Below are 23,115 nucleotides of genomic sequence, written 5' to 3'. Positions count from 1 at the left end.
TTGCCGTTTATGATAGCGTTTTGGACATATGATAATCGGTAATATGATAGCCTGCCTTATAATACACATGCAGTGCGCGATCATTATGCCCGAATACATGCAGATCAATACGATGTACTTGTTGCTGCCTCATCGCTCGTTCTAACACATACATCGTCTGCGTACCATAGCCTCTGTTTTGGTACACTTCATGAATTTGGATATCGTAAATGAAAGCCAGCTTGCCGCGCGGCGTCTCGTTCACTTGTACCCATACATAGCCTACATCTTCATGGCGCTCACCATCATGCACATTGTAAATATAAGCGCCTTCCGTCTCTAATCCATCCGGCAAATATTTAGAAAACGATTGCAGCGCTTGCTGAAGCGCCTCTGTTTCCGCCCATTCGCCAGCCGCTACTTTTTCAGCGGCAAATTCGTGCATCGATTGCTCACGAAATCGAATAAATTGCTGTGTGTTCATCGGTATTAACTCAATCATCGATTATAACTCCTCTGAAAGTGCATGATGTATACCTATGCTTAATTGTATAGGCTCGCCTAACAGAAGTCTAATCCACTTTAAAACATTAAAATTTGGACAATATAATGATGTGCCCCTAAACAGCACAACAAGCTAAGTGGAGTAGCATGAACGAACTGATTTACAGATCGCTATGCTCCTCCTCACGCGCTGTGCGCTGCTCTAGCATCCGTTGCTGGAATTCGCTAATATCCTCATAATCTTCGGCAAATTTACGCGAAATACGAATATAGATCGGCAGCAGCTCACGGTAGATTGAAGCGTGCTCAGCATACGGACGATGTTCATAGGTCGTGCCGATCATACCGGATACCGCATCAAGCGATTGAATACGTCCGGTCGCATACAGACCGAGCACTGCGGCACCAAGACAGGAGCTTTCGATACTTTCCGGTACAATGACCGGCTGATCGAAAATATCCGCCATCATTTGCCGCCACAGCTCGGAACGAGCAAAACCGCCAGTAGCATGAATTTTGGTCGGTACACCGATCTGTTCTTCAATCGCCAGCATCACGGTATACAGATTGAACAGTACGCCTTCCAGTGCGGCGCGAATCATATGCTCTTTTTTATGATGCAAAGCTAATCCGAAAAAGGAGCCCCGTGCATCCGGATTCCAAAGCGGTGCACGCTCACCGGACAAATACGGATGGAACAGCAAACCGTCTGCGCCCGGATCAACCTTTTCGGCAATACGCGTTAACACTTCGTAGGCGCTCAAGCCCAGCCGTTTCGCCGTCTCCACTTCAGAAGCTGCAAATTCATCGCGAATCCAGCGGAAAATAATGCCACCATTGTTCACCGGCCCGCCGATTACCCAGCGATCCTCTGTCAGCGCATAACAGAAAAAGCGTCCTTTCGGATCGGTGACCGGCTTATCGGTTACGGTGCGGATTGCACCGCTCGTACCGATCGTAACTGCGACTACACCCGGATCGATCGCGCCTACGCCCAAATTGGACAGCACACCATCACTTGCGCCAAGTACAAATGGAACCGATGTCGATAACCCCATCTCTGACGCATACGTTCCGTGCAATCCATTCATCACCTGTGTCGTTGGCACAAGCTTGGACAGATGATCACGTGTAATGCCAGCCGTTTCCAATGCACCTTGATCCCAATCTAGCTCCTGCAAATTCATCAATCCGGTTGCCGATGCCATCGAATGATCAGCAACATATTCACCGAACAGCTTCAAAAATACATATTCCTTAATCGAAATGTATTTGTGCGCTGCTTTGGCGATATCTTGCTTTTCCGCCGTAATCCACATCATTTTGGTGAGCGGTGACATCGGGTGAATCGGCGTACCGGTACGCATGTACAACTCCTGACCTTTGCCGCTTTCTTTGAGTTTGCGCCAGTAAGCAGCACTGCGATTGTCCGCCCATGTAATCGCTGCGGTCAGCGGCTTGCCCTCTTTATCGACGACTAACATACTGTGCATTGCTGAGCTAAATGATACAAACAAAATATCGTCCGAATGGCATTCACTTTTGTCCATTACTTGACGTACCGAATTGATTACCGCTCGGAACAATTGCTCTGGGTCCTGCTCAGCTACAGACGGCACAGGCGTATGCAGCGGATACTCCACATTGCCCTGGGCGACAATTTTGCCGCTTTCTTCAAATAAAACCGCCTTTGTGCTCGTTGTGCCAATATCGACACCGATCATATACTTTCCGTTGCTCATCCTAAGCTCCCGCCTCTCGTCTACTGTTCATCGTACTCCTATTCATACAATACTATTTAAAAGCAAAATTAACACAAATGCCACCAGCGACAAAATCGTCTCCATCGCTGTCCATGATTTGAGCGTTTGCGGTACCGACATATTAAAAAATTCTTTGACCATCCAAAAGCCCGCATCATTCACATGGGACAAAATAAGCGAACCCGCACCGGTCGCGAGCACGACCAGCTCCACATTCGCCCCCGGCGTCAGCGCCAGCACAGGCGCCACGATGCCAGCCGCCGTCGTCATCGCGACCGTTGCCGAGCCGGTGGCAACACGAATAAGTGCAGCAACGAGAAATGCAAATACAATCACATTCACATGTGCAGATGTAGCCACATGGGCAATCGCTTCCCCGACACCGCTATCGATCAATACTTGCTTAAACGCACCGCCACCACCAATAATCAAAATAATCGATGCGGTCGGTGCCAAACATTCGCTGGCAAACTTGGAAATTTGCTCTTTGGTAAAGCCTTGCGCAAAACCGAGCGAGAAAAAGGCAAATACGGTCGCGATAAACATCGCCACCACTTCATTACCGATAAAACGGAAAAAAACCGCCATCCCGCTCGTGCTATCCGGCGCTACAATTTCGGTAATCGAGCCGGTCAGCATCAAAATAACCGGCATCAAAATCGTCAGCAATGTCAAACCAAAGCTCGGCAACGAACGGCCTAACTGATCTTGACGATTGGATGCAAACTGCTCGGACAGACCGGCTGGTGGCTGTACGACAATCCGGTTGCCAATATATGTACCAAACAGTGGCCCAGCAATGATCGCAGTCGGAATCCCAACGATTAACGCATACATAATCGTCGTCCCGATATTCGCCTGAAACGCATTAATCGCAATCATCGGTGCCGGATGCGGTGGCAACAACCCGTGTACGGTCGACAAACCTGCCAACATCGGTATGCCAACTTTAAGCAGCGAAATATTCGTTTTGCGAATGACCGTAAACAAAATCGGAATGAGCAAAATGATGCCCACCTCAAAAAAGACCGGCATACCGACGATTAAGCCAACGACAAGCATCGCCCACGGCACTCTTTTCTCGCCAAACCGATCGATCAATGTCGTCGCAATCTGCTCCGCTCCACCGGACTCCGCCATCATTTTACCGAGCATCGTACCGAGTCCGATTACGATCGCAATCGAACCGAGCGTTCCGCCCAGACCGCTTTGTACCGAATTCACCACATCCAGCGGCTTCATACCGATCACTAGCCCGAGAAACAGCGATGCCAGCAGCAGTACGACAAACGGATTCCATTTATACCGCGCAATCATTACAATTAAGATCGCAATCGCCACCAGCGCCCAGACGAGCAGTGTCCACTCATGGCTTAGTCCAAATATAGAATACATACAACAGTGTCCTCCTGTTCCGATTAGATTCATTAGACATAATAGTCTATACTACAGCGCCATATTCGGCTACTTGACGAACTACCATGTCATTAAAGGCATATCTGCCTTATTACCCGTATCCATTTACCGTTTAAACGACTTGTCAGCAGAAGATTGATGGTCACCCATAAGGTAGCGTTTGCAAATGCTGGCAGGTTGATCAGCTTAAATATGCGGTCTGATCACTCTAGCATACGAATATATCTCTGAATCACACCATGAACTGGTTCAAACTATTCAACATTAAACCCCACATTTAGCGCGGTCATCCTACTGGTAGCTTGTCTCAAATACATTTACGGTTTGTCGATCTAACTATTGCTTGATGATGAATAGGTTAAGGTACGTTCAAACACAATTTCCATTTGAGACAGTCTACTAGCGTATAATTAGAATGTTCAAACTGGATAAGCTAAGCCTATACTGTCACGTTACAGCTATCGCGCTCATTTGCGAGCAAATAAAAAAGCCCCGTAAAGTTCTAAACGAACTTTACGAAGCTTATGCCACCGTAACGTGCTGATCACTTGCTCAGCGCCCATTCACCGGGCGTTTATCCGGCTGTACATTCATGCTCATCATATGATGAGCAAGTCCATCGCTCAATCCACGCCAGCTTGCGAGCAGCAGCGAACAATCCATATGATCAAATACAGTGCGCAAAATCATCGTACCTGCCACGATAATATCCGCCCGATCGGCAGCCAGCTCAAATTGGTCGATCCGTTCTTCGACGCTCAAGCTTGCCAGTGCGTCAGCATAAAAACGAATCGTGTCCGGTTCGATCTCATACGGATCACCGGCAGGCTTAAGCTGATGACGACGCTCACGCTCCATTCGTGCCAATGCACGAATGCCACCTCCCAGACCGATTAACGGCAACCCTTTATGCTCACCGATCCATGCATATTGTTCCAACATCCCAAGCAGCTTACGTTCAAGCTGCTGACATGCCGACTCTGACCAACGTTCACGACCGCCATTTTGTATCGTCATATTGACTGCGCCGCACGGTAATGATGTGCTGTGCAGCAATTGTTCACCTTTAAAATAAGAAATTTCCGTACTGCCGCCGCCGATATCTACAATAAAACCTTCCTGCACATGCGCAGGCATCGAGCGTGTTACGCCGAGAAAGCCATAATACGCTTCTTGCTCACCGGACAAAATTTGCACGTTAATGCCGGTTTCCCTGCTCCATGTCGCGGTAATGTACTCCGTATTCGGAGACTGACGCACAGCCGCTGTCGCCACAGCGCGGATTTGCTCTGTCCGGTTAGCTGCGCAAATGCTTTTGAACTTTTGCAAAATCGGGATTACGGTCTGTATATCCTGTTCGCTCATATTGCCTTGCTCGTCTCGCGTCACACCGAGGCGCACCGTTTCTTTTGCTTTGTGCACCATACGACATGTTCGATCACTGCCTGCCTCATAAATAATAAGCCGAATCGAATTTGAGCCGATATCAATGACTCCAAGCCGGTTACGATGATCGCTCATTGTACCCTCGCCATGAACGCATCCTTTGATTCCAACATCGCCATTAACGAGTTCCTCCTTCATCAAATCATATTCCGGTGAAGCCAAACGCTAATTTGTTTATGATTTTATCAGGAACACGCCACGATTTCCACCGTGAATACATTTTTCACAATCTTTTATGGAAATAGTTGGAGAACATCGTGTAAGATAGCCACCTCTTACTCCGTTTTGATGCCAAAAACCGGCTGAGTTCCCTCAGCCGGTCGGTTCGATATCAATATCGGGATCGCCGCTTTTGATTAGTACTTTCATCGAATCTTGCTTCGTATCGACGAAAATGTAACGGTCGGTGTCGATATCTTTCGCTTGCCAATCTTTAAGCCGAATAATAAAACCGATATTCGTCTCATCCGGCGCGATATGAATACGGGCAATTGCACGCCCATTTTCGATACGATCAAAATCAACTTGGCGGTGACCGAGCACTGAACCCCATACCCATAAATTCCAGCCGCGATAGTCCTGATTCGGACGCTCGTATTCAACTTCGATGCTGCGTGGCACATAAGGCATCACTTCGATAAACCATTGTGCGGTCGCTTTGCCGCAAGTGACCGTAATTTTGCTTTTGCCTGGATGAATGCCACGCACGACACCGTCGCGATTCACACGCACCACACTTTTGTCACTTGATGACCAGATCAGCTTCGGACGTGCGATCGGACGACCATATTGATCGATCACATCCGCGTTCAGCTTGATTCGTTTGCCTGCATAAACTTGGTGCTCCCCTTGCAAATTGACCATATGCGGCACTAATGTTTCCACATGCAGCAGCAGACAGCTTTCCACATTGCCGCATGAGACGCAGATCGTACTGTTACCTTCGCCAACCGCTGTAATACGTCCATCGGCGCGAACTTGAATCGCCTGCTCATTGGACGATTGGAAACGAACACGCTCTGACGTATACACACGTCCACGTTGATCGCGTGGGATAACGCGCAAATGCAGCTTTTCACCCGGTTCCACAATGCTTGGTGTGTAATCCCATTCCAGACTTGCCGGCACCGGTTTATATTGATCTTCTTCGTCAAACAATACCATCAGCGATAGCGGCGCCACTTTTACTTTGCCGCCAAGCACAGACGCGAGCGGCTTTGTGCCCGCTGTGCGTTCATTGACGACCATTTGCCACTGGCGGCTAGATTGTGGCAATGTTACCGTTTGCTCCGTTGTTGCCGCATTGTAAATGACGATAATATGGCGCCATTTATCGCCATTCGCATATTCGCCAAGCTGGAATGCGACGACCTGATGGTCGCTGCGCAGCATTTTGAGCTGTTGCTCTACATCTTTGCGCTCACTCATACGGAACGCAGGATGCGCCAGCCGCAGATGAATTAAACCGCTATAATAGTCAAACACTTCCCGAAAACGCTGCTTGTTAATCCAGCGGATCATATTGATTTCGTCCGGGCTACGATAGCTGTTATGATCGCCCATTTTGCTGCGCAGCAGCTCATCTCCGGCATGGATAAACGGAATGCCTTGACTTGTGAGCACGATGCCATTGGACAAGATCGAGCGACGTACCCATTCATGCTCCATCAGCTTGTTCGATTGAATCGTACCGTACGGATCAGCTTTTGCTATCGCCGCTTCCAGATCACCGCCGCCAACTAGCTTGCCGTTATCCATATGCAGAAACGATAATTGCTGCTCCGCTCCGTTAATACGGACGATTTTATCCCATAAATTCAAGTTATCATGTGCGGTCACATAATTGACGCTTTCGGTCGGGCGATCGGCAAAATCGCCAATCGAGCCATAAATGCCTTTAACTAGCTCGCCTTCTTTTCCATATTCACCGGTGGCAAAACCTTTTGTATTATCGTCACTGCCGCCTTTGACCGCACTGCGGAAATTATCGTTAAATACGGCAAACCCTTTGCCGCGCTGTGAACCTTTTAATGTTTGCTGCGGCAATGGCGACCAACCGCCTGTCCACGGCTCGCCATAGATTAGAATGTACGGATCAACTTCACGGCGCAGCTCCTGTGTTAACTGCGTGATCGTTTCGGTATCAATCAGACCCATCAGGTCAAACCGGAAGCCATCCAGATGATACTCGGTTGCCCAGTAACGTAAAGAATCTTTAATGTATTTGCGTACCATCGGACGCTCGGTCGCAACTTCATTGCCTACACCGGAGCCGTTGGTCAATTGTCCACGCTCATCGGTACGGTAAAAATAACCCGGAATGAGCCGATCAAACGGCCCGTCTTCTACCGAATACGTATGATTGTATACGACGTCCATCACAACGCGCATCCCATCGCCGTGGAGCGCTTGCACAAGTTTTTTTAGCTCGCGAATACGGGAAGTTGGATCGGTCGGATCGGTCGCATAAGAACCTTCGGGCACATTATAATGCTGTGGATCGTATCCCCAGTTGTACTTGGGCTGTTGGCTATCCGGATCATCCACTTTTAATTCATTGACCGTCTGAAAGTCAGCGATCGGCAGCAAATGCACATGCGTTACGCCAAGCTCGCGCAAATGATCGATGCCGATGCTGTTGCCGTACTCATCTTTTAACCCGGTTTCGGTAAAAGCAAGAAACTTACCTTTGTGCTGAATATCCGTATTAGGATCGATCGAGAAGTCCCGTATATGCAGTTCATAAATGATCGCATCGGTCAAACTCGACATCGGCGGACGAATATCATTTTCCCAGCCTTGCGGGTCGGTTGTACGCAGATCAACGATCGCTGTGCGCTGTCCGTTCGCAGATACCGCATTCGCATACGGATCGACCGCATATTCTACACTGCCGTCTTTAAACTCGGCACGGTACATATAATATTTGCCTGCCAGATCGCCTTCTTGACGTACCTGCCATACGCCGCCTTCCTCCGCATACATTGGGATCGCTTGTCCATCCGTATGATCGAGCACACGCCCAGCTTTATTGTACGTACCAGGATGGTCATACAGCATCAGATCGACATGCACCGCATCCGGTGTCCACAGTTTGAATATACTATGCTGACGGGTATACTGTACGCCAAGATCATCTATATCGTAAAAATAATCAGTTGCCACATCGAAGTTTCGCGTCAGGGCATGATTCATTTTATCCAACATTTTTTTCACCACCATTTTAGCTTAGGCAATCGGTACGCTGCTTGTGCGCGTGCGCAACAGCGCTCTGACATCGCCTTGCGATTTAACTCATTATAGGTCGCCATGATCGTCATCGTTTTGCTATATAGTTTACCAGTACTTGTGTGTAATTTCATGTGTTATACAAAAATTATCGGATATTTTGTCGAAATTTTGTAGGTTTTGTAATATATTTTTGTGTATATTTACGTAAAATTTGGAAATGAACGCAACGAATCGCTAAGCAATCGCTTGAGACTGTGAATGATACAATATCGAATATGTTGATCATGATGTATTCACTATCACCTCAAAATGCTGTATTTAAACAGCTTTGTATGTACTTCTATTATCGGTTTAAATCGCTTTTTCATAAAACATAAATATAGCGCAACCCCCTTCAAAAACCGAAAAATATGTATGTAAAATCCGCGTTTAAATGGACAAAAACAGCCGACTAATAAACGGGTCGGCTGCTCTTGGTGTGTATGGATATATTAGTGTGCGGTTAAAATAAGCGGACCATCGGCGGTGATGGCAATCGTATGTTCATACTGTGCAGATAGCTTACCATCTCCGGTGCGTGCCGTCCAGCCATCTTCATCGATCGTCATTCGGTATGTTCCTTCGTTGATCATCGGCTCGATCGTAAACACCATACCTTCCTTCAGACGTTGCCCTTTGCCAGGCTGACCGATATGGGCAAAACTTGGTTGTTCATGCAAATCGCGTCCGATGCCATGACCGAGCAAATCGCGCACGACACTATAGCCGTGAGCTTCCGCATGTTGCTGAATGACCGAAGTCACATCGCCCAGCCGATTACCGACTACTGCTTGCTCAATGCCTTTATACAAACATTCATAGGTGATACGCATTAACTGTTCCGCCGCTGCCGACACTTGACCGACAGCATAACACCAGGCGGAATCGCCTAGCCAACCGCCGTATTCAGCTACAATATCGATCTTTAACACATCGCCTGCCTGCAGCGGCTCATAACTCGGAAAGCCGTGCGCAATCACATCATTGACCGAAGCGCAAGTTTCATATTTAAAGCCGTTGTACCCATTCGTAAATTGCTTGCCGCCTAGACGTGTAATATGCTTTTTGACAAATTCATTAATTTCCATCGTGGTGATGCCCGGAGCGATCATTGTTGCCAGATGACGATGACAATCCGCCACAATCTGGCTCGCTGTCTTCATCTGTTCAATCTCTGCGGGTGTCTTCAAAATAATCATCGCTCATAACTTCCTTTCCGTACTAGCCACTAACCGATCATAACTAACGTCTTATAGCGCTGTTGGCATTAGCGCCAAAGCGACTAACGGCTACTCTACATCGTTCTATTATACTAACGCCTGTCCTGCATTTCAGCAACCTTTTCCGTGTTTGCAGGCTCCAAACAGAGTGTGTAATGACAGATGTTTTTACGCAGCAAAAGACTACACTTTTCCGTGTTGACAAGCTCTAAACACGCGGGCAATAAAAACGGTTTTTGCACAGCAAAAGACCCTACTTCTCCGTGTTGACAAGCTCCAAACATGGAGCAATAAAAAAGGCTTTTGCACAGCAAAAGACCCTACCTTTTACACGGTTTATCCGAATTTGAAACGAATTGCTATCTGACCTCGTATATTGATAAAATGACATAACTGGCGGATGACGTATCGTCGTAAAGCGATCGATCAATCGAATGCAAGGAGACGATGAGCAATGAAAAAAACAGTACTGCACATTAGCAAATGGCTTGTATTTACCCCGTTGATTTTGCTGGCAGGCTGCTTGCAGCTTGAAGATTTGGTGCTGTTGTTTAAAGATATGCGCGCTAATCGCCAGCATGAAGGGGACGAGCTGCTGGCGCGGATTGAAAGGATTCGGAACTAATACTACACTTTATCATTTAACAAACTATACTTACACATCTAACAGATTAAATAGTATGACGCGATGATCATTGTCCGATCGTTGATCCGCCAGCCAGTCATAGCCAAAAACCTGTCCTCACCGCTCCCATTGCCCATCATACGGGCTTTAGATGCGTAAAAGAACAGGTTTTTGGCATTGTGTATAAAAAGGTTCAAACTAGCATTTAGGCACTTCAACACAGTTTGTTTTCACAAAACAGCGCTATCGATAACTATCCTAATCGTTTTAAACGCGACCCTTTTGACCGCTAACATAATAATGATGACGGTTGGAAGACATTGTGTACGACTTTGACCAGCTTGAACGTAATGTGTAGTCGATTCCGTCTTATGCAAATAGACTTATCTCACAAACTAAACTTCGCTGTATTGTATGACATGAAACTTCATTTTTAGCGCGGTCAAAATACTCGCTTGGTCTATTCACCAATCCGTTTGCCCAAAATCGCCAGATGGCGCTCGACGCCATCCAGCACGGCAACACGCGGCAAATGCCCCCATTGTTCAAAACCGAACTTACTCAGCAATGTACGGCTAGGATCATTATGTGCAAATACGAAGCCGAGCAATGTATGAATATGGAGTGCCGGTGCCTGCTCAATCGCATAACTTACCAGCTTGCTGCCGATGCCTTTGCCTTGGAAATCAGGATGTACATATACGCTTAGCTCGACTGTGCCGTTATATGCCGGACGACCGTAAAATGTTTGTAAGCTTGCCCAGCCAGCAATCCGCTCCTCTTGCCATAATACCCATAACGGGCGGCGTGCAGGATCATGCTCATCAAACCAAACCTGGCGGCTTTCGACCGTTACTGGCTCCGTATCCGCAGTCGCAAGTCTGCCTGGGATGGAGGAATTGTAAATGCTAACAATTTCGTCTAAATCTTGCTGACGAGCGATTTGAATTTCATCATTTTGCGTTTTATGCATATTGTTTGCCTCCACTACGTCGTTACATTTTCTATTTATTGTAATGGGTAAGCTGCTAACCGTCTATGCTCTTTCGGTACTTGTCCATAATAGGCAAGCCTATCGCTTAGCGAACGAATGTATTTTTGATCCGTACCGAGCGCGAAAAATATAAATTCCACAGCAGCGTCAATATTGCCGAAATGATCATGCCGGACACCATCGCAGACGTTGGCGGTACGACAAAAAAGGAGATGACCGTAAACGCCAAATTGATCAGCAAATACATTCTTGCCATACGTGGAAACGAACGCTTACGTGTGTACAGCAGTACAAGCAAGATGACCAGCAATACAATCTGTACAACTGCCACGATCATCTCATAGACGGACAGCGCGCGCAGACTGCCGTTGTATAACGCCAGCACTTTATCGATCTCCCCGCTAAGTTCCGGCGGGAAAATATTCGGATTAGCAACCAGAAACATCATAAATATGTAGGTTGGAATCGCAATCAATGCGATCAGCAAGCTCCAGTACATATACACCTGAAATACGATCAGCCAGCCTCCAAGTCCAACGAGCGGTGGACGACCTTGTGGAGGTTGTGGTGGACCAAATGGTGGCTGTCCCTGTCCATTCGGATTTGGCGGATAATTATTGTTCATTGTTGTTTCCGTTCCTTTCTGTTTCTAAATCGGTTGACGATCAATGGGCAACCGTTTAAGGAAAGCAGTCTATTTTTGCTTTCCTCGCGCTTATGAACTACAGCATAAACACGGTCTTCCCAACGATGAAAACGATCGATGCGACGCCGTATGCCTGTAGTTGCCCGCTTTCTCCAGTCTATCACAGCCATTGCCAGAATCCTATTTCAATCATGCAAAAGCTGTCGTTTACCGCCGTCATTATCGCTGCTGCTTGCTTCAACGCCTTTATACATGAAGCGATGATTCGATCCCCGTCTGCTGCTCGCTCCATTCCCACAAGCGCAGCGCTTCTTCACGATTTAGCGCACGTGACTGTACAGCATGCACTTTTTTACGATAATAATACTGCCCGGACTGCCCTTCAACCGCTGGATCGGTAGCGAGAAATACCGCCGTTTCTGCACCTTGCTCAGGCGTCTGGAAAAAAGGCGTATGCGCCAGCGCAGCCAGCAATCGTTTGCCAAAGCCGGTATCGCGATCGACACCGATGCTCGTGGCGACCGCGCCCGGATGTAAACAGTTAGCAGTCACATTGGAACCTTGCAGTTGCTCCGCCAAAATTTGATTAAAATACAAATTCGCCAGCTTGGACTGAGCATACGCCTTGATGACCGTATAACCGTGATGCAAATGCGGATCATCCCAGTGAATTTTGCCGATCTTATACGCTCCGGAGCTAACCGTCACAATCCGCCCGGACGGTGATTGCCGCACCGCATCAAGCAGCAGACGGGTCAACAAAAAGTGCCCCAAATGATTAACACCGAGCGACATCTCAAAACCGTCCTGCGTTTGTTTACGTTTTAAATTGACGACACCCGCATTATTTAGCAACACATCCAACCGATCATATTGCGCGTAAAATCGCTCTGCAAAACGACGAATATGGCTCAGTGAACCGAGATCACATTGCATTAGCGTCAGCCGATCCGACCCGCTTTGCTCACGCGCCTGTTGTAATGCCTGTTGTCCACGCTCCTCATTGCGGCATGCCATAATGACTTCATGCCCTTGCTTAGCGAGCGCAATGCTGGAAGCGAGTCCCATGCCTGAATTGGCACCTGTAATTAATATGCGTTTGTTGTTCATCATATAGCTCCTCTCGTGATGAGTAGATCAGAATGCGTCGATATAGCTAGGACAGCTAGGACGAGTAGATCGTATAAATCGCTTTATAAAATCACAGCGAACTTTCTGGTACTTGGATCATGTTAAATTTTAATTTTGGTTATGCAATCATATGGCTATATTTCGAAACTCAAAGCGGATGCTTCCCTACAACTTTATTAGAACTATAAACGCATACTACCGGATTAACGCACGAATAGCTTTATCATCGATAAGGAAACAGCAATACCGTACTAGGGCGTGTCTTCAAACTACTTTACAGATCGTTCGATACGGGTAATTTGCGTCAGACTGCGCTGTACAGGGTCTTATTTCCGACCTTTACGAACAATAAAATGATACGTAGCATCGTTTGAAGACACCGCCTAGTATGTATTTGTATCATACCTACGCGCCGAAGCCTATGTTATACTGGAACTAGAAGTTCGTATTGCAAATGGCGTTACTGCTTGCATAACATGTTACCGTTATCGGTCGTTGTTTAGTACAGTCAAATTTATAAAAGACGTATGGCAATCGTATCAAACATAACGCTCCATCGTTGTTCGTTTATCAATCGCCTATCCACATACAAATACCCGCACGCAAGCGCGTCCGGGTATCTGAAAGCAAAAGTTTCACATTACGTTTTTAAGTATTTTATGACAATTAACGAATACCCTTTTTACTGTGTTCAAATCGATGTGTCCAGTTCGGAGCGATGATTGCAGTTCGATCGATCGTTGAGGCGCACAACTTAATCCTGTGCATGCTCCGCATATGCCGCTGCATCCAGCAGTCCGGACAGCGCTGCGTCCAGATCACCATCTACTTTCAGTTCGATCATCCAGCCGCGTCCGTAAGGATCGGAGTTGACCAATTCCGGCTCGGTTTCGAGATCAGGATTCAGTTTGCTGACTGTTCCGGCTACCGGGCAAAACAGATCGGATACCGTTTTGACCGATTCAATCGTACCTACCACTTCATTCTCGCCTACTGTCCGTCCATCTTCAGGCAGCTCCACAAATACGATATCCCCCAGTTGATGCTGGGCAAAGTCAGTAATGCCGATCCGTATCGTATCGTCACCAATACGCTCCACCCACTCATGTTCTGTACTGTACAGCAATTGATCCTTAATCTCGCTCATCGTTTATGCTCCTCCGATTCTTGTCATGTTGGTGTCTTAATGCCACACCTGTCATGTTGGTGTCCTAATGCCACAAGAGTATAGTAAGCGAGTTTGCGCTGTCAAGAGGCTTGACATCGTTTACTCAATCAAGTATTAATATAATAAACATACATTTTTAAGCTTTACTAGTTTGAATGTTCGGAAATACATAACATCATATGGAAGCGGATGAACGTACAGGGAGAGACTGACCACTCGATGGCAGCGCCGAAGGAGTAAGCCGGGAACGGTGAATCTCTCAGGCAAAAGGGACCTGTACCGGACGCGGCTCTGGAGAGCATCCGGCGTATGGCAACACACGTTGCGGATCACCAAAGGGGAAACTTGCTTAGAACTGTCGAACGATTGTAGTCGACTACATCAGCCCTGTACAACAGGTAGCAAGGTAACTCTCAGGTATCAAGGACAGGGAGACAAAGAAATTGGCGGGTCATCTACCCGTTTGTTTCTCTGTCTCCCTGTTTTTTTGTGTGCTTTACTTGTGTGCTATAACGGCAACAGGGGAGCTAAACGCGCTACAACCGATACATCAAGACAGTCAATTGCATATACAACAGCCATGCAGATCAGAGATCGCTTTACCGGTTCATAGCTGTATGCTTCAACTTATAAACGAAGCATACAATGCGGTTTTAATGTTTTCTCTATACTATGACTTTGAGGTGAGCCTAAATGACAACCGAGCTGAAAAGAACACCGTTATACCCGCTCTACGCTAAGACAGGTAATCCGCGCTGTATCGATTTTGGCGGCTGGGAGCTGCCGGTACAGTTTTACGGCATCCAAAAAGAACATGAAGCTGTACGCGAACGCGCCGGCTTGTTCGATGTGTCCCATATGGGCGAAGTGATGTTTAGCGGCGCTGGCACTGAAGCCTTTCTGCAACAGATGCTGACTAACGATGTCACCCGCCTGCAAGACGGACAGGCACAGTACACATTGATGTGTTATCCGACCGGCGGTGTGGTCGATGATCTGCTTGTATACCGGATTCATGAGCATCAGTATATGCTCGTGCTAAATGCGTCCAATATCGATAAAGATATCGACTGGCTCCAACAGCATTTGCCGAGCGATGTGCAGTTGCATAATATTTCGGAACAAACCGCATTAATCGCGCTGCAAGGTCCACTCGCTGTCACGATTATGACTAAGGCAGCCGGAATTGAAACATTGTCTGCGCTGGCAAGCTTTACATTTGTGACGGATATCGAGCTGTTTGGTGCTAAAGTGATTATTTCGCGTACCGGTTATACCGGTGAAGACGGTTTTGAAATCTACTGTCCGGCAGCTCAAGCTGGTGACATTTGGAGCGGTTTATTGGCGGCAGGTGAAGCGGACGGTTTGCTCGCTTGCGGGTTAGGCGCTCGTGATACGTTGCGCTTTGAAGCGAAGTTGCCACTGTACGGTCAGGAGCTGTCGGCGGATATTACACCGTTGGAAGCGGGGCTGGGCTTTTTCGTCAAACTGGATAAAGGTGACTTTATCGGACGCGACGTGCTCGCTGAACAGAAACAAAATGGCGTACCACGCAAGCTGGTCGGAATTGAGCTGCTCGATCGCGGCATTCCGCGCTCTCACTATCCAGTTTACCGCGACGGACGGCAAATCGGTGAAGTAACAACCGGTACACAGTCACCTACGCTAAAACGCAATCTCGGATTGGCATTAATCGAAGCGAGCAGCGCTGAACTCGGCACACCATTGGAAGTGGAAATTCGCGGCAAGCAGTTAAAAGCTGAAGTGGTCAAAGCTCCATTTTACAAACGTCAACCGGTCAAATCATAAAGCTTTTCCGCTTATTTGATCGCTTATGATCTATTCGTTGATCTGTGGTGGAATGGTTCTAGTATGAGTAGACACGTATAGATGTGAACGATTCGATTCATTATATTCCGGCGTTTAATGCCGAAAGGAGCATCATGTATGAAATCCCATCGCTATATTCCGATGACCGCGCAAAATGAAGCCGATATGTTGGCTGTGATCGGCGCATCTTCTGTCGAGGAACTGTTCAAAGATATTCCCGCCTCCGTCCGTTATGAAGGTACATTGCCGATGTCCGGCATGCTGGATGAATATGCACTAACACGCCATCTGTCCACACTTGCTGGACGCAATGCCGATACCGATCGCTATACAAGTTTTCTCGGTGCAGGCATTTACGATCATCATGTGCCTTCCGTTATCAATCATGTCATCTCCCGCTCCGAATTTTATACCGCTTATACACCGTATCAACCGGAAATTAGCCAAGGTGAACTGCAAGCGATTTTTGAATTCCAATCGTACATTTGTGAGCTGACCGGTATGGCGGTTGCCAATGCAAGTATGTACGACGGTGCAACCGCACTGGCGGAAGCCGCTTCGCTCGCTGCCGCCGCTACCCGCCGCAGCAAAATCGTCGCCTTCTCCACCATTCACCCGGAATCCCGTGCGGTTGTACAAAGCTATGCGCGCGGTCTGAATTTGGAAGTCGTTGAAGTTGCCTATGGGGACGGTATAACCGATATTAGCGCCCTTGCCGACGTGCTCGATCACGATACAGCGGCAGTGCTCGTACAGTCTCCAAACTTCTTTGGCGGTATAGAAGGCATTCGCGCCGCTGCCGAGCTTGCTCACCAGCATGGCGCATTGCTCGTCGTCAGTACGAATCCGATCTCGCTCGGTCTGCTGGAAGCGCCTGGCAAGCTTGGTGCCGATATCGTTGTCGGTGATGCACAACCGCTCGGCATTTCGATGTCGCTCGGCGGGCCAACATGCGGGTTTTTCGCCGTATCACAAGCGCAAATGCGCCGGATGCCTGGTCGAATCGTCGGTCAGACAACCGATCGTAATGGCAAACGCGGCTTTGTACTCACATTGCAAACACGCGAACAACATATTCGGCGCGATAAAGCGACGTCCAACATTTGCTCTAACCAGGCGCTGCTCGCGCTATGTGCTTCTGTATATTTGTCTGTAATGGGCAAACAAGGCATGGTCGACGTTGCCGGCTTGAATGTGCAAAAAGCGCATTATGCTGCGCAAACACTTGCAGCGGTAACAGGCTGCACGCTCGCATTTGCTGCACCATTTTTCAATGAATTTGTCATTCGGTTGCCGGAAGGCACTGCTGCCGCTACGATCAACAGTAAGCTGCTAGCAAAAGGCATCATCGGCGGTTATGATCTCGGTCTGTCGTATCCGGAATTGTCCGGTCATCTGTTGTTCGCCGTCACCGAAAAACGCACCAAAACCGAAATCGATCAACTGGCAATCGAACTGGAGGCATCGCTATGACAAACGAAACATTAACCGCAAGCGAATCGCAAGCTGTCGATACAAATTTTGCCCAACAAGCCGTGATTGCAAAAGAAAAAGCATTGATCTTTGAATTAAGCCAACCTGGACGGATCGGCTATTCCTTACCGGAATGTGATGTGCCGGCGCTGGAACTGAGCAGCCTTATTCCAGAGCATATGCTGCGCAGCGAAGCCGCTGCTCTGCCGGAAGTGTATGAAGTCGATGTGATCCGCCATTATACCGAACTGTCCCGCCTGAACTTTGGCGTAGATAATGGCTTTTATCCGCTCGGCTCATGTACGATGAAATACAATCCAAAGGTCAACGAAGACGTAGCACGCTACGCCGGATTTGCCAAAATTCACCCGTATCAGCCGGAGCAAAGCATTCAAGGCGCATTGGAACTGCTGCATACGCTGCAAAACGATCTTGCTGTATTGACTGGCATGGATGCCGTCACATTACAACCAGCCGCTGGTGCACATGGCGAATGGACTGGACTGATGATGATTCGCGCCTATCATGAAAAACGCGGCGAACATCGCACCAAAGTTATCGTACCGGATTCCTCGCATGGCACGAACCCAGCGAGCGCAACCGTAGCCGGGTTCCAAACGGTTACGATTCCATCGAATGAGCGCGGTCTGGTTGATCTGGACGCATTGCGCGCTGCTGTCGGCTCCGACACCGCCGCACTGATGCTGACCAACCCGAACACACTCGGTTTGTTTGAAGAACAAATTAGCGAAATCGCTCAAGTTGTACATGAAGCAGGCGGTTTGCTGTATTATGATGGTGCGAATTCCAATGCGATCATGGGCATCGCACGCCCTGGCGATATGGGCTTTGATGTCGTGCACTTGAATTTGCATAAAACGATGAGTACCCCACACGGTGGCGGTGGCCCTGGTGCCGGCCCGGTTGGCGTCAAAAGCAAATTGCTGCCATTCCTGCCAGAGCCAATCGTAGAAAAACAACCAGACGGCACGTACACACTGCACTCCGGTTCCCCGGATTCGATCGGTCGCGTGAAAGCATACTATGGTAACTTCGGCATTCTCGTGCGTGCGTATACCTACATCCGTAGCTATGGTCCAGAAGGTCTGCGCCGCGTATCCGAATGTGCAGTACTGAACGCCAACTATATGATGCACCGGCTAAAAGATCACTATGTGATGCCATACGACAATGTATGCAAACACGAATTTGTTATGTCCGGCAAAGGCTTAAAACAATACGGCGTACGCACACTAGACGTCGCCAAACGATTGCTCGATTTCGGTTACCACCCACCAACCGTCTATTTCCCGCTGAATGTGGAAGAATGCATTATGATCGAGCCAACCGAAACCGAGAGCAAAGAAACACTCGACGGCTTTATCGATACGATGATTCAGATCGCCAATGAAGCGAAAGAAAATCCAGAGCTGGTGCTGAATGCGCCGTACACGACATATGTTAGCCGTCTGGATGAAGCGACCGCTGCGCGGAAGCCGGTGTTGAATTGCGCTTGTAGTTGAGTGATTTAGTTTTAATGCTATTAATTATGAAATAGACGATTAAGATATAATAATTTCAAAATAAAAAGAATTTACAAGCAGGATAATGCGTCTCATACCGAGATACATTATCCTATTTTTCAAACTCATTGATAAACTCTATAATCTAATACAACTAAATAGGTTTAAATTATTAACTGTATGTCTTTAATTGTATAATTTTGAAACTTCATTTCTAAAATATATGATAAAATTAGCTATCATTTTAAAGAAAGAAGGTACATAATTGACTGATCAAACGCTTGAATCGCTGAGTATATTAATAAGCAATCTAGCAATCAAAACACCTGCTGAGCAAAAACATTTGTTGGAACTTTTTAATCACTTCATACATGACAATAAAGCCAAACAAATCGCTTCACAAATTATGAATATAAAAGGAGACACATTTTTCCTTCCACACACTCGTGAAAATAAACTTTCCAGAATAGACAGATTTGTTAAATCCGCTTCTAGAAACACTCAAAAAAATAAAGACGGCTCCCTTTTTCCAACAACTCGACCATTTAGCATTATATGTGTAAATTTTGCTGGCATTGGATCTGAGCATGATGAATACCACTATGCTATTGTGTGGACAGAGCAAAGAAGCAGAGACAATATTACAGTGATTCCAACTACTAGTTTTAAAGCAGATCGAACACTTGAAACTGAAGGAAGTTTTAATATTGGCAAAGTTGCTTTTCTTCAGGATGAGACCGTCGTATTATTAGAGCAATTAACAACTATTAGTCGCAAACGGATACAAAAAATTAAACACCTAAATCCTCTTACCAATAATCTGGAAATTGTAACTCTTTCTAAAACCCAACAAGAACGTATTAAAGATGGTTTCCGAATCATAGGATTAAAAGAAAAAAGCTTATATAAAGAATTCATTGAAAAAAGCTTCCAAGATACTCTGCCCGTATTTTCAAATCACAGTCTGCAATACACTCATTTGAATCGACCTATAAAAGTAATTAAGAATACAAAAGAAACTTTAAGTTATTCTCTTTATGAAAGTGAAGAAGTTTTTACAATGAATCGAAAACCTTACATCCTATCTAAAAGTTTAACAAGAAGTATACTATTAGAAAAATGGAAAAAAGCAGTAGCCAAGAAAAACGAAAAAACAAATCATATTATTGCAACACGAAAGCAAGCCCAAGAAAATGCTTATCAAGAAATTCAAAATGCTATAAAGTTGTATACTGACCAAATTGAAAAATCGAACTCATCTAATCAAGAAAATCAACCTTGACAAAAAGCATTCATAAAGTTAAAATGGAAATGTAATAAAACTCTGCCCCATGGTGGGCCTTTTGAAACACACAGATTATGCCCCATGGTGGGCCCAAAAACCCTCTACATTTATGTAGAGGGTTTTTTATTTTAAATATATCCACATTATATGTTCATATACATGAAATTTAACACTATATTTTAATTAATAAAAAGAATAATAAACGTAAAAAAAGCTGATCTCCCGACTCATTCGGGAAATCAGCTTAATGGGATTGTTGGAAAACGGTTCAATCGAGCGAGTATACCTTGAAAATACCAACTGGCAGGCAACGCTATTGCTTAGGCTGTAATAACCGCAATTACGCGATGATTACGAATCAAGTGAGCAAACTAATAGGCTGTCTCAAGCTCTTATTGATGAAGATTTCAGTAGACAATCAAAGTTGAAATTTAACTTGGTCTGTATACCAACCTTACACCTGAATGCTATTTACCAGTTCAACGACTTCTTCCGCTGTTTGCATATCGAGTGCTTTGGCAGCAAGCTCTTGCATATCAGCTTTGGACAGCTTAGCGATCTGGCTACGTGCAGGCAAGATGGAGCTTGCGCTCATGCTAAACTCGTCAAGTCCGAGACCGAGCAGCAGTGGAATTGCAGTTGCATCCCCTGCCATTTCGCCACACATACCAGCCCATTTGCCTTCTTTGTGTGCTGCATCGATAACCATTTTAACGAGACGCAAAATGGATGGATTGTATGGTTGATACAGGTACGATACACGCTCGTTCATACGGTCAGCTGCCATTGTGTACTGAATCAGATCGTTTGTACCGATACTGAAAAAGTCCACTTCTTTGGCAAACTGGTCAGCAAGGACAGCTGTAGAAGGAATTTCAACCATAATACCGAGTTGAATGTTGTCGGATACGGCAACACCTTCGGCTACTAGCTTGTCTTTCTCCTCCAGTAGCACCGCTTTCGCTTGACGGAATTCGCCCAGTGTCGCGATCATTGGGAACATCACACGCAGTTCACCGAATACGCTTGCTCTCAGCAGCGCACGCAGTTGAGTGCGGAAAATGTCCTGACGATCCAGACAGAGACGAATCGCACGGAAACCGAGGAACGGATTCATTTCTTTTGGCAAAACGAGATAAGGCAGTTCTTTGTCGCCACCGATATCGAGTGTACGCACAACGACCGGCTTGCCTTCCATACGTTCCAGTACGGTTTTGTACGCGTTGAATTGCACATCTTCGGAAGGCAATTCGTCACGACCCATGTACAGGAACTCGGTGCGGTACAAACCTACCGCTTCGCCACCGTTGTCGATGACGCCAGCAACATCGTTTGGCGTGCCGATGTTGGCTGCCAGCTCCACGTGTACGCCATCTTTGGACACCGTTGCTTCATCGCGCAGTTTGCGCCATTCTGCCACTTGAGCCTCGTATGCTTCACGTTTTGCACGATAATCCGCCAATGTACAATCGTCCGGGTTCACGATCACATTACCTTCAAGACCGTCAACGATAACGACATCACCGTTTTGTACAACTTCCATCACGTCCTTCGTACCGACAACTGCCGGGATTTCCAGCGAGCGTGCCATAATAGCGGAGTGGGAAGTACGGCCGCCGATGTTGGTCGTGAAGCCTTTTACATAATTACGATCCAGTTGTGCCGTATCGGAAGGAGTCAAGTCTTCAGCGATGATGACTACTTCTTCACGAATTTCTGCAGGGCTTTGGAAATTTACGCCCATCAGGTGGTTGATAACGCGTTTGGTTACATCACGCATATCAGCCGCACGTTCTTGCAGATAAGCACTTTTCATATTTTCAAACATCGCCACAAATTGCGAAGCGACTTCATTGAGTGCATATTCAGCATTGACCATTTCGCTAGCGATCTTGTCTTTAACCGGATCGATCAGCTCAGGGTCGCTCAGGATCAGCAGGTGAGATTGGAAAATCTCAGCCTTCTTTTCTCCCATTTCTTGCAGCGTACGTTCTTTGATCACCTCAAGCTCGCCTTTGGACGTTTCCAAAGCGGCTTGCAGTTTAGCCAATTCTGCATCTACGTCACTGATAGAGCGTTTGCTGATTTCGTATTCAGGATGCTCCAGACGGAATGCTTTGGCAATGGCGATGCCCGAAGACGCCGCGATTCCCAAAATATTAGCCATTGATTTCGCCTAGCCCTTCTTTCACCATTACGTCTGTCAAAGCTTGCAGCGCCGCTGCTTCTTCGCCACCAGTCGTGGACAGAACGATAATGTCACCTTGCTCCAGACCGAGGGACAGAACACCCAGGATCGATTTCAGTGTTACTTTTTTGCCTTTTGCTTCAGCAAAAGATTCAGTGGAAGCAAATTTGTTAGCAGCAGTTACGAGAGCTGTTGCCGGGCGTGCGTGGATACCATCTTCATCAACGATTTTGAATGTTTTTTGCATTATAGAGTCACTCGCTTTCTTGTAATTTGGGGTTTTGTAAGATAGATGTAAATCATCAAGCCATCCACTCCATTGTACAGCATAATAACGCCAGATGCACCTGCTGTCAGAAAAAAAATCGACTTTTTTCAGCAATAGCCAACATTTTACGGTAATTTTAGGCAAATTCATGAACTAAGCAAAAAATTGCTTTTATTCACGGTAAAATGCTTTCATTCCATAATGATAGCAAACTATAGACGAACCTTTGCAGGTCGCCTATAGTTTGCGGGAATTGCCTTACACCAGCCATGCTGGTCGGCGGGCTACAACGATGTCGTTATGCATTTGTAAAATGAGATCGATCGCTTTGTTGTCCACCATCGTGAAACGGTGTCAGGCTCTATTGCCTGATTCGATGCCGATCA

At 46.7% G+C, this 23,115-nt stretch carries 17 protein-coding genes and 1 riboswitch; of the genes, 5 read left to right on the top strand and 12 right to left on the bottom strand.

Going from position 1 to position 23,115, the window contains the following annotated elements:
- Positions 1-7: 7 nt before the first annotated feature.
- The 6 genes from U1I11_RS05865 to map form a co-directional block, all read right to left on the bottom strand.
- Entirely contained in the window at positions 8-481 is a 474-nt protein-coding gene (locus tag U1I11_RS05865; protein WP_322904660.1) for a GNAT family N-acetyltransferase, read from the bottom strand.
- A gap of 163 nt (positions 482-644) precedes the next feature.
- Positions 645-2,225 (bottom strand): gluconokinase, encoded by a 1,581-nt coding sequence (gntK, locus tag U1I11_RS05860; RefSeq protein ID WP_322904659.1) that lies wholly within the window; start codon positions 2,223-2,225, stop codon positions 645-647.
- 42 nt (positions 2,226-2,267) lie between these two features.
- Entirely contained in the window at positions 2,268-3,641 is a 1,374-nt protein-coding gene (locus tag U1I11_RS05855) for a GntT/GntP/DsdX family permease (protein WP_322904658.1), read from the bottom strand.
- Between the two features lie 573 nt (positions 3,642-4,214).
- On the bottom strand, positions 4,215-5,183 hold the full coding sequence (locus U1I11_RS05850) for a Ppx/GppA phosphatase family protein (RefSeq protein ID WP_322904657.1): 969 nt from the start codon (positions 5,181-5,183) through the stop codon (positions 4,215-4,217).
- 237 nt (positions 5,184-5,420) lie between these two features.
- Positions 5,421-8,315: a type I pullulanase gene (gene pulA / locus U1I11_RS05845; protein ID WP_322904656.1), complete on the bottom strand. Its 2,895-nt coding sequence runs from the start codon at positions 8,313-8,315 to the stop codon at positions 5,421-5,423.
- Positions 8,316-8,830: 515 nt separating this feature from the next.
- A complete protein-coding gene (gene map / locus U1I11_RS05840; RefSeq protein ID WP_322904655.1) occupies positions 8,831-9,577 on the bottom strand; it encodes a type I methionyl aminopeptidase in 747 nt (248 codons plus the stop codon).
- 475 nt (positions 9,578-10,052) lie between these two features.
- On the opposite strand from map, the gene U1I11_RS05835 reads away from it, so the two are divergent.
- Entirely contained in the window at positions 10,053-10,223 is a 171-nt protein-coding gene (locus U1I11_RS05835) for a hypothetical protein (RefSeq protein WP_322904654.1), read from the top strand.
- A gap of 460 nt (positions 10,224-10,683) precedes the next feature.
- On the opposite strand, the gene U1I11_RS05830 is transcribed toward U1I11_RS05835, so the two are convergent.
- The 4 genes from U1I11_RS05830 to gcvH form a co-directional block, all read right to left on the bottom strand.
- A complete protein-coding gene (locus tag U1I11_RS05830) occupies positions 10,684-11,196 on the bottom strand; it encodes a GNAT family N-acetyltransferase (RefSeq protein ID WP_322904652.1) in 513 nt (170 codons plus the stop codon).
- A gap of 106 nt (positions 11,197-11,302) precedes the next feature.
- On the bottom strand, positions 11,303-11,842 hold the full coding sequence (locus tag U1I11_RS05825; protein WP_322904651.1) for a DUF2569 family protein: 540 nt from the start codon (positions 11,840-11,842) through the stop codon (positions 11,303-11,305).
- Between the two features lie 267 nt (positions 11,843-12,109).
- Complete coding sequence (locus U1I11_RS05820) at positions 12,110-12,973, bottom strand: SDR family oxidoreductase (RefSeq protein WP_322905731.1); 864 nt, start codon at positions 12,971-12,973, stop codon at positions 12,110-12,112.
- Positions 12,974-13,748: 775 nt separating this feature from the next.
- Positions 13,749-14,141, bottom strand: coding sequence for a glycine cleavage system protein GcvH (gene gcvH, locus U1I11_RS05815; RefSeq protein WP_322904649.1), 393 nt, complete (start codon positions 14,139-14,141; stop codon positions 13,749-13,751).
- Positions 14,142-14,351: 210 nt separating this feature from the next.
- Positions 14,352-14,448: riboswitch (glycine riboswitch) on the top strand.
- A gap of 407 nt (positions 14,449-14,855) precedes the next feature.
- Between gcvH and gcvT the strand changes: the two genes are divergently transcribed.
- The 4 genes from gcvT to U1I11_RS05795 all read left to right on the top strand — a co-directional run bounded on the left by gcvT (position 14,856) and on the right by U1I11_RS05795 (position 20,270).
- Positions 14,856-15,971 (top strand): glycine cleavage system aminomethyltransferase GcvT, encoded by a 1,116-nt coding sequence (gene gcvT / locus U1I11_RS05810; protein ID WP_322904648.1) that lies wholly within the window; start codon positions 14,856-14,858, stop codon positions 15,969-15,971.
- 138 nt (positions 15,972-16,109) lie between these two features.
- Positions 16,110-17,465 carry an aminomethyl-transferring glycine dehydrogenase subunit GcvPA gene (gene gcvPA, locus U1I11_RS05805; protein ID WP_322904647.1) on the top strand — a complete coding sequence of 452 codons (1,356 nt, stop codon included), beginning with the start codon at positions 16,110-16,112 and terminating at the stop codon, positions 17,463-17,465.
- A gap of 65 nt (positions 17,466-17,530) precedes the next feature.
- On the top strand, positions 17,531-18,988 hold the full coding sequence (gene gcvPB, locus U1I11_RS05800; protein ID WP_322905730.1) for an aminomethyl-transferring glycine dehydrogenase subunit GcvPB: 1,458 nt from the start codon (positions 17,531-17,533) through the stop codon (positions 18,986-18,988).
- A 265-nt stretch (positions 18,989-19,253) separates the two neighbouring features.
- A complete protein-coding gene (locus U1I11_RS05795; protein WP_322904645.1) occupies positions 19,254-20,270 on the top strand; it encodes a type II toxin-antitoxin system PemK/MazF family toxin in 1,017 nt (338 codons plus the stop codon).
- 457 nt (positions 20,271-20,727) lie between these two features.
- Here the strand turns inward: U1I11_RS05795 and ptsP are convergent, their stop codons facing one another.
- Both ptsP and U1I11_RS05785 read right to left on the bottom strand, forming a co-directional pair.
- Positions 20,728-22,440: a phosphoenolpyruvate--protein phosphotransferase gene (gene ptsP, locus U1I11_RS05790; RefSeq protein ID WP_322904643.1), complete on the bottom strand. Its 1,713-nt coding sequence runs from the start codon at positions 22,438-22,440 to the stop codon at positions 20,728-20,730.
- Complete coding sequence (locus tag U1I11_RS05785; protein WP_322904641.1) at positions 22,433-22,708, bottom strand: HPr family phosphocarrier protein; 276 nt, start codon at positions 22,706-22,708, stop codon at positions 22,433-22,435. The genes ptsP and U1I11_RS05785 overlap by 8 nt, the downstream gene beginning before the upstream one ends.
- Between the last annotated feature and the right edge of the window lie 407 nt (positions 22,709-23,115).

This window comes from Paenibacillus campi (assembly GCF_034659835.1).
Classification (GTDB): domain Bacteria; phylum Bacillota; class Bacilli; order Paenibacillales; family Paenibacillaceae; genus Saccharibacillus; species Saccharibacillus campi.
Note: the sequence above shows the minus strand (reverse complement) of the source record. Positions and strands in the feature narration are given on the sequence as shown.

Bases quoted from the DNA above. Each gene is read 5' to 3' on its own strand.
- U1I11_RS05830 (WP_322904652.1), bottom strand. From the start codon at position 11,196: ATGCATAAAACGCAAAATGATGAAATTCAAATCGCTCGTCAGCAAGAT.
- gntK (WP_322904659.1), bottom strand. From the start codon at position 2,225: ATGAGCAACGGAAAGTATATGATCGGTGTCGATATTGGCACAACGAGC.
- U1I11_RS05820 (WP_322905731.1), bottom strand. From the start codon at position 12,973: ATGAACAACAAACGCATATTAATTACAGGTGCCAATTCAGGCATGGGA.
- U1I11_RS05855 (WP_322904658.1), bottom strand. From the start codon at position 3,641: ATGTATTCTATATTTGGACTAAGCCATGAGTGGACACTGCTCGTCTGG.
- U1I11_RS05825 (WP_322904651.1), bottom strand. From the start codon at position 11,842: ATGAACAATAATTATCCGCCAAATCCGAATGGACAGGGACAGCCACCA.
- ptsP (WP_322904643.1), bottom strand. From the start codon at position 22,440: ATGGCTAATATTTTGGGAATCGCGGCGTCTTCGGGCATCGCCATTGCC.
- gcvT (WP_322904648.1), top strand. From the start codon at position 14,856: ATGACAACCGAGCTGAAAAGAACACCGTTATACCCGCTCTACGCTAAG.
- map (WP_322904655.1), bottom strand. From the start codon at position 9,577: ATGATTATTTTGAAGACACCCGCAGAGATTGAACAGATGAAGACAGCG.
- U1I11_RS05850 (WP_322904657.1), bottom strand. From the start codon at position 5,183: ATGAGCGATCATCGTAACCGGCTTGGAGTCATTGATATCGGCTCAAAT.
- gcvPA (WP_322904647.1), top strand. From the start codon at position 16,110: ATGAAATCCCATCGCTATATTCCGATGACCGCGCAAAATGAAGCCGAT.
- U1I11_RS05865 (WP_322904660.1), bottom strand. From the start codon at position 481: ATGATTGAGTTAATACCGATGAACACACAGCAATTTATTCGATTTCGT.
- U1I11_RS05835 (WP_322904654.1), top strand. From the start codon at position 10,053: ATGAAAAAAACAGTACTGCACATTAGCAAATGGCTTGTATTTACCCCG.
- U1I11_RS05785 (WP_322904641.1), bottom strand. From the start codon at position 22,708: ATGCAAAAAACATTCAAAATCGTTGATGAAGATGGTATCCACGCACGC.
- pulA (WP_322904656.1), bottom strand. From the start codon at position 8,315: ATGTTGGATAAAATGAATCATGCCCTGACGCGAAACTTCGATGTGGCA.
- gcvH (WP_322904649.1), bottom strand. From the start codon at position 14,141: ATGAGCGAGATTAAGGATCAATTGCTGTACAGTACAGAACATGAGTGG.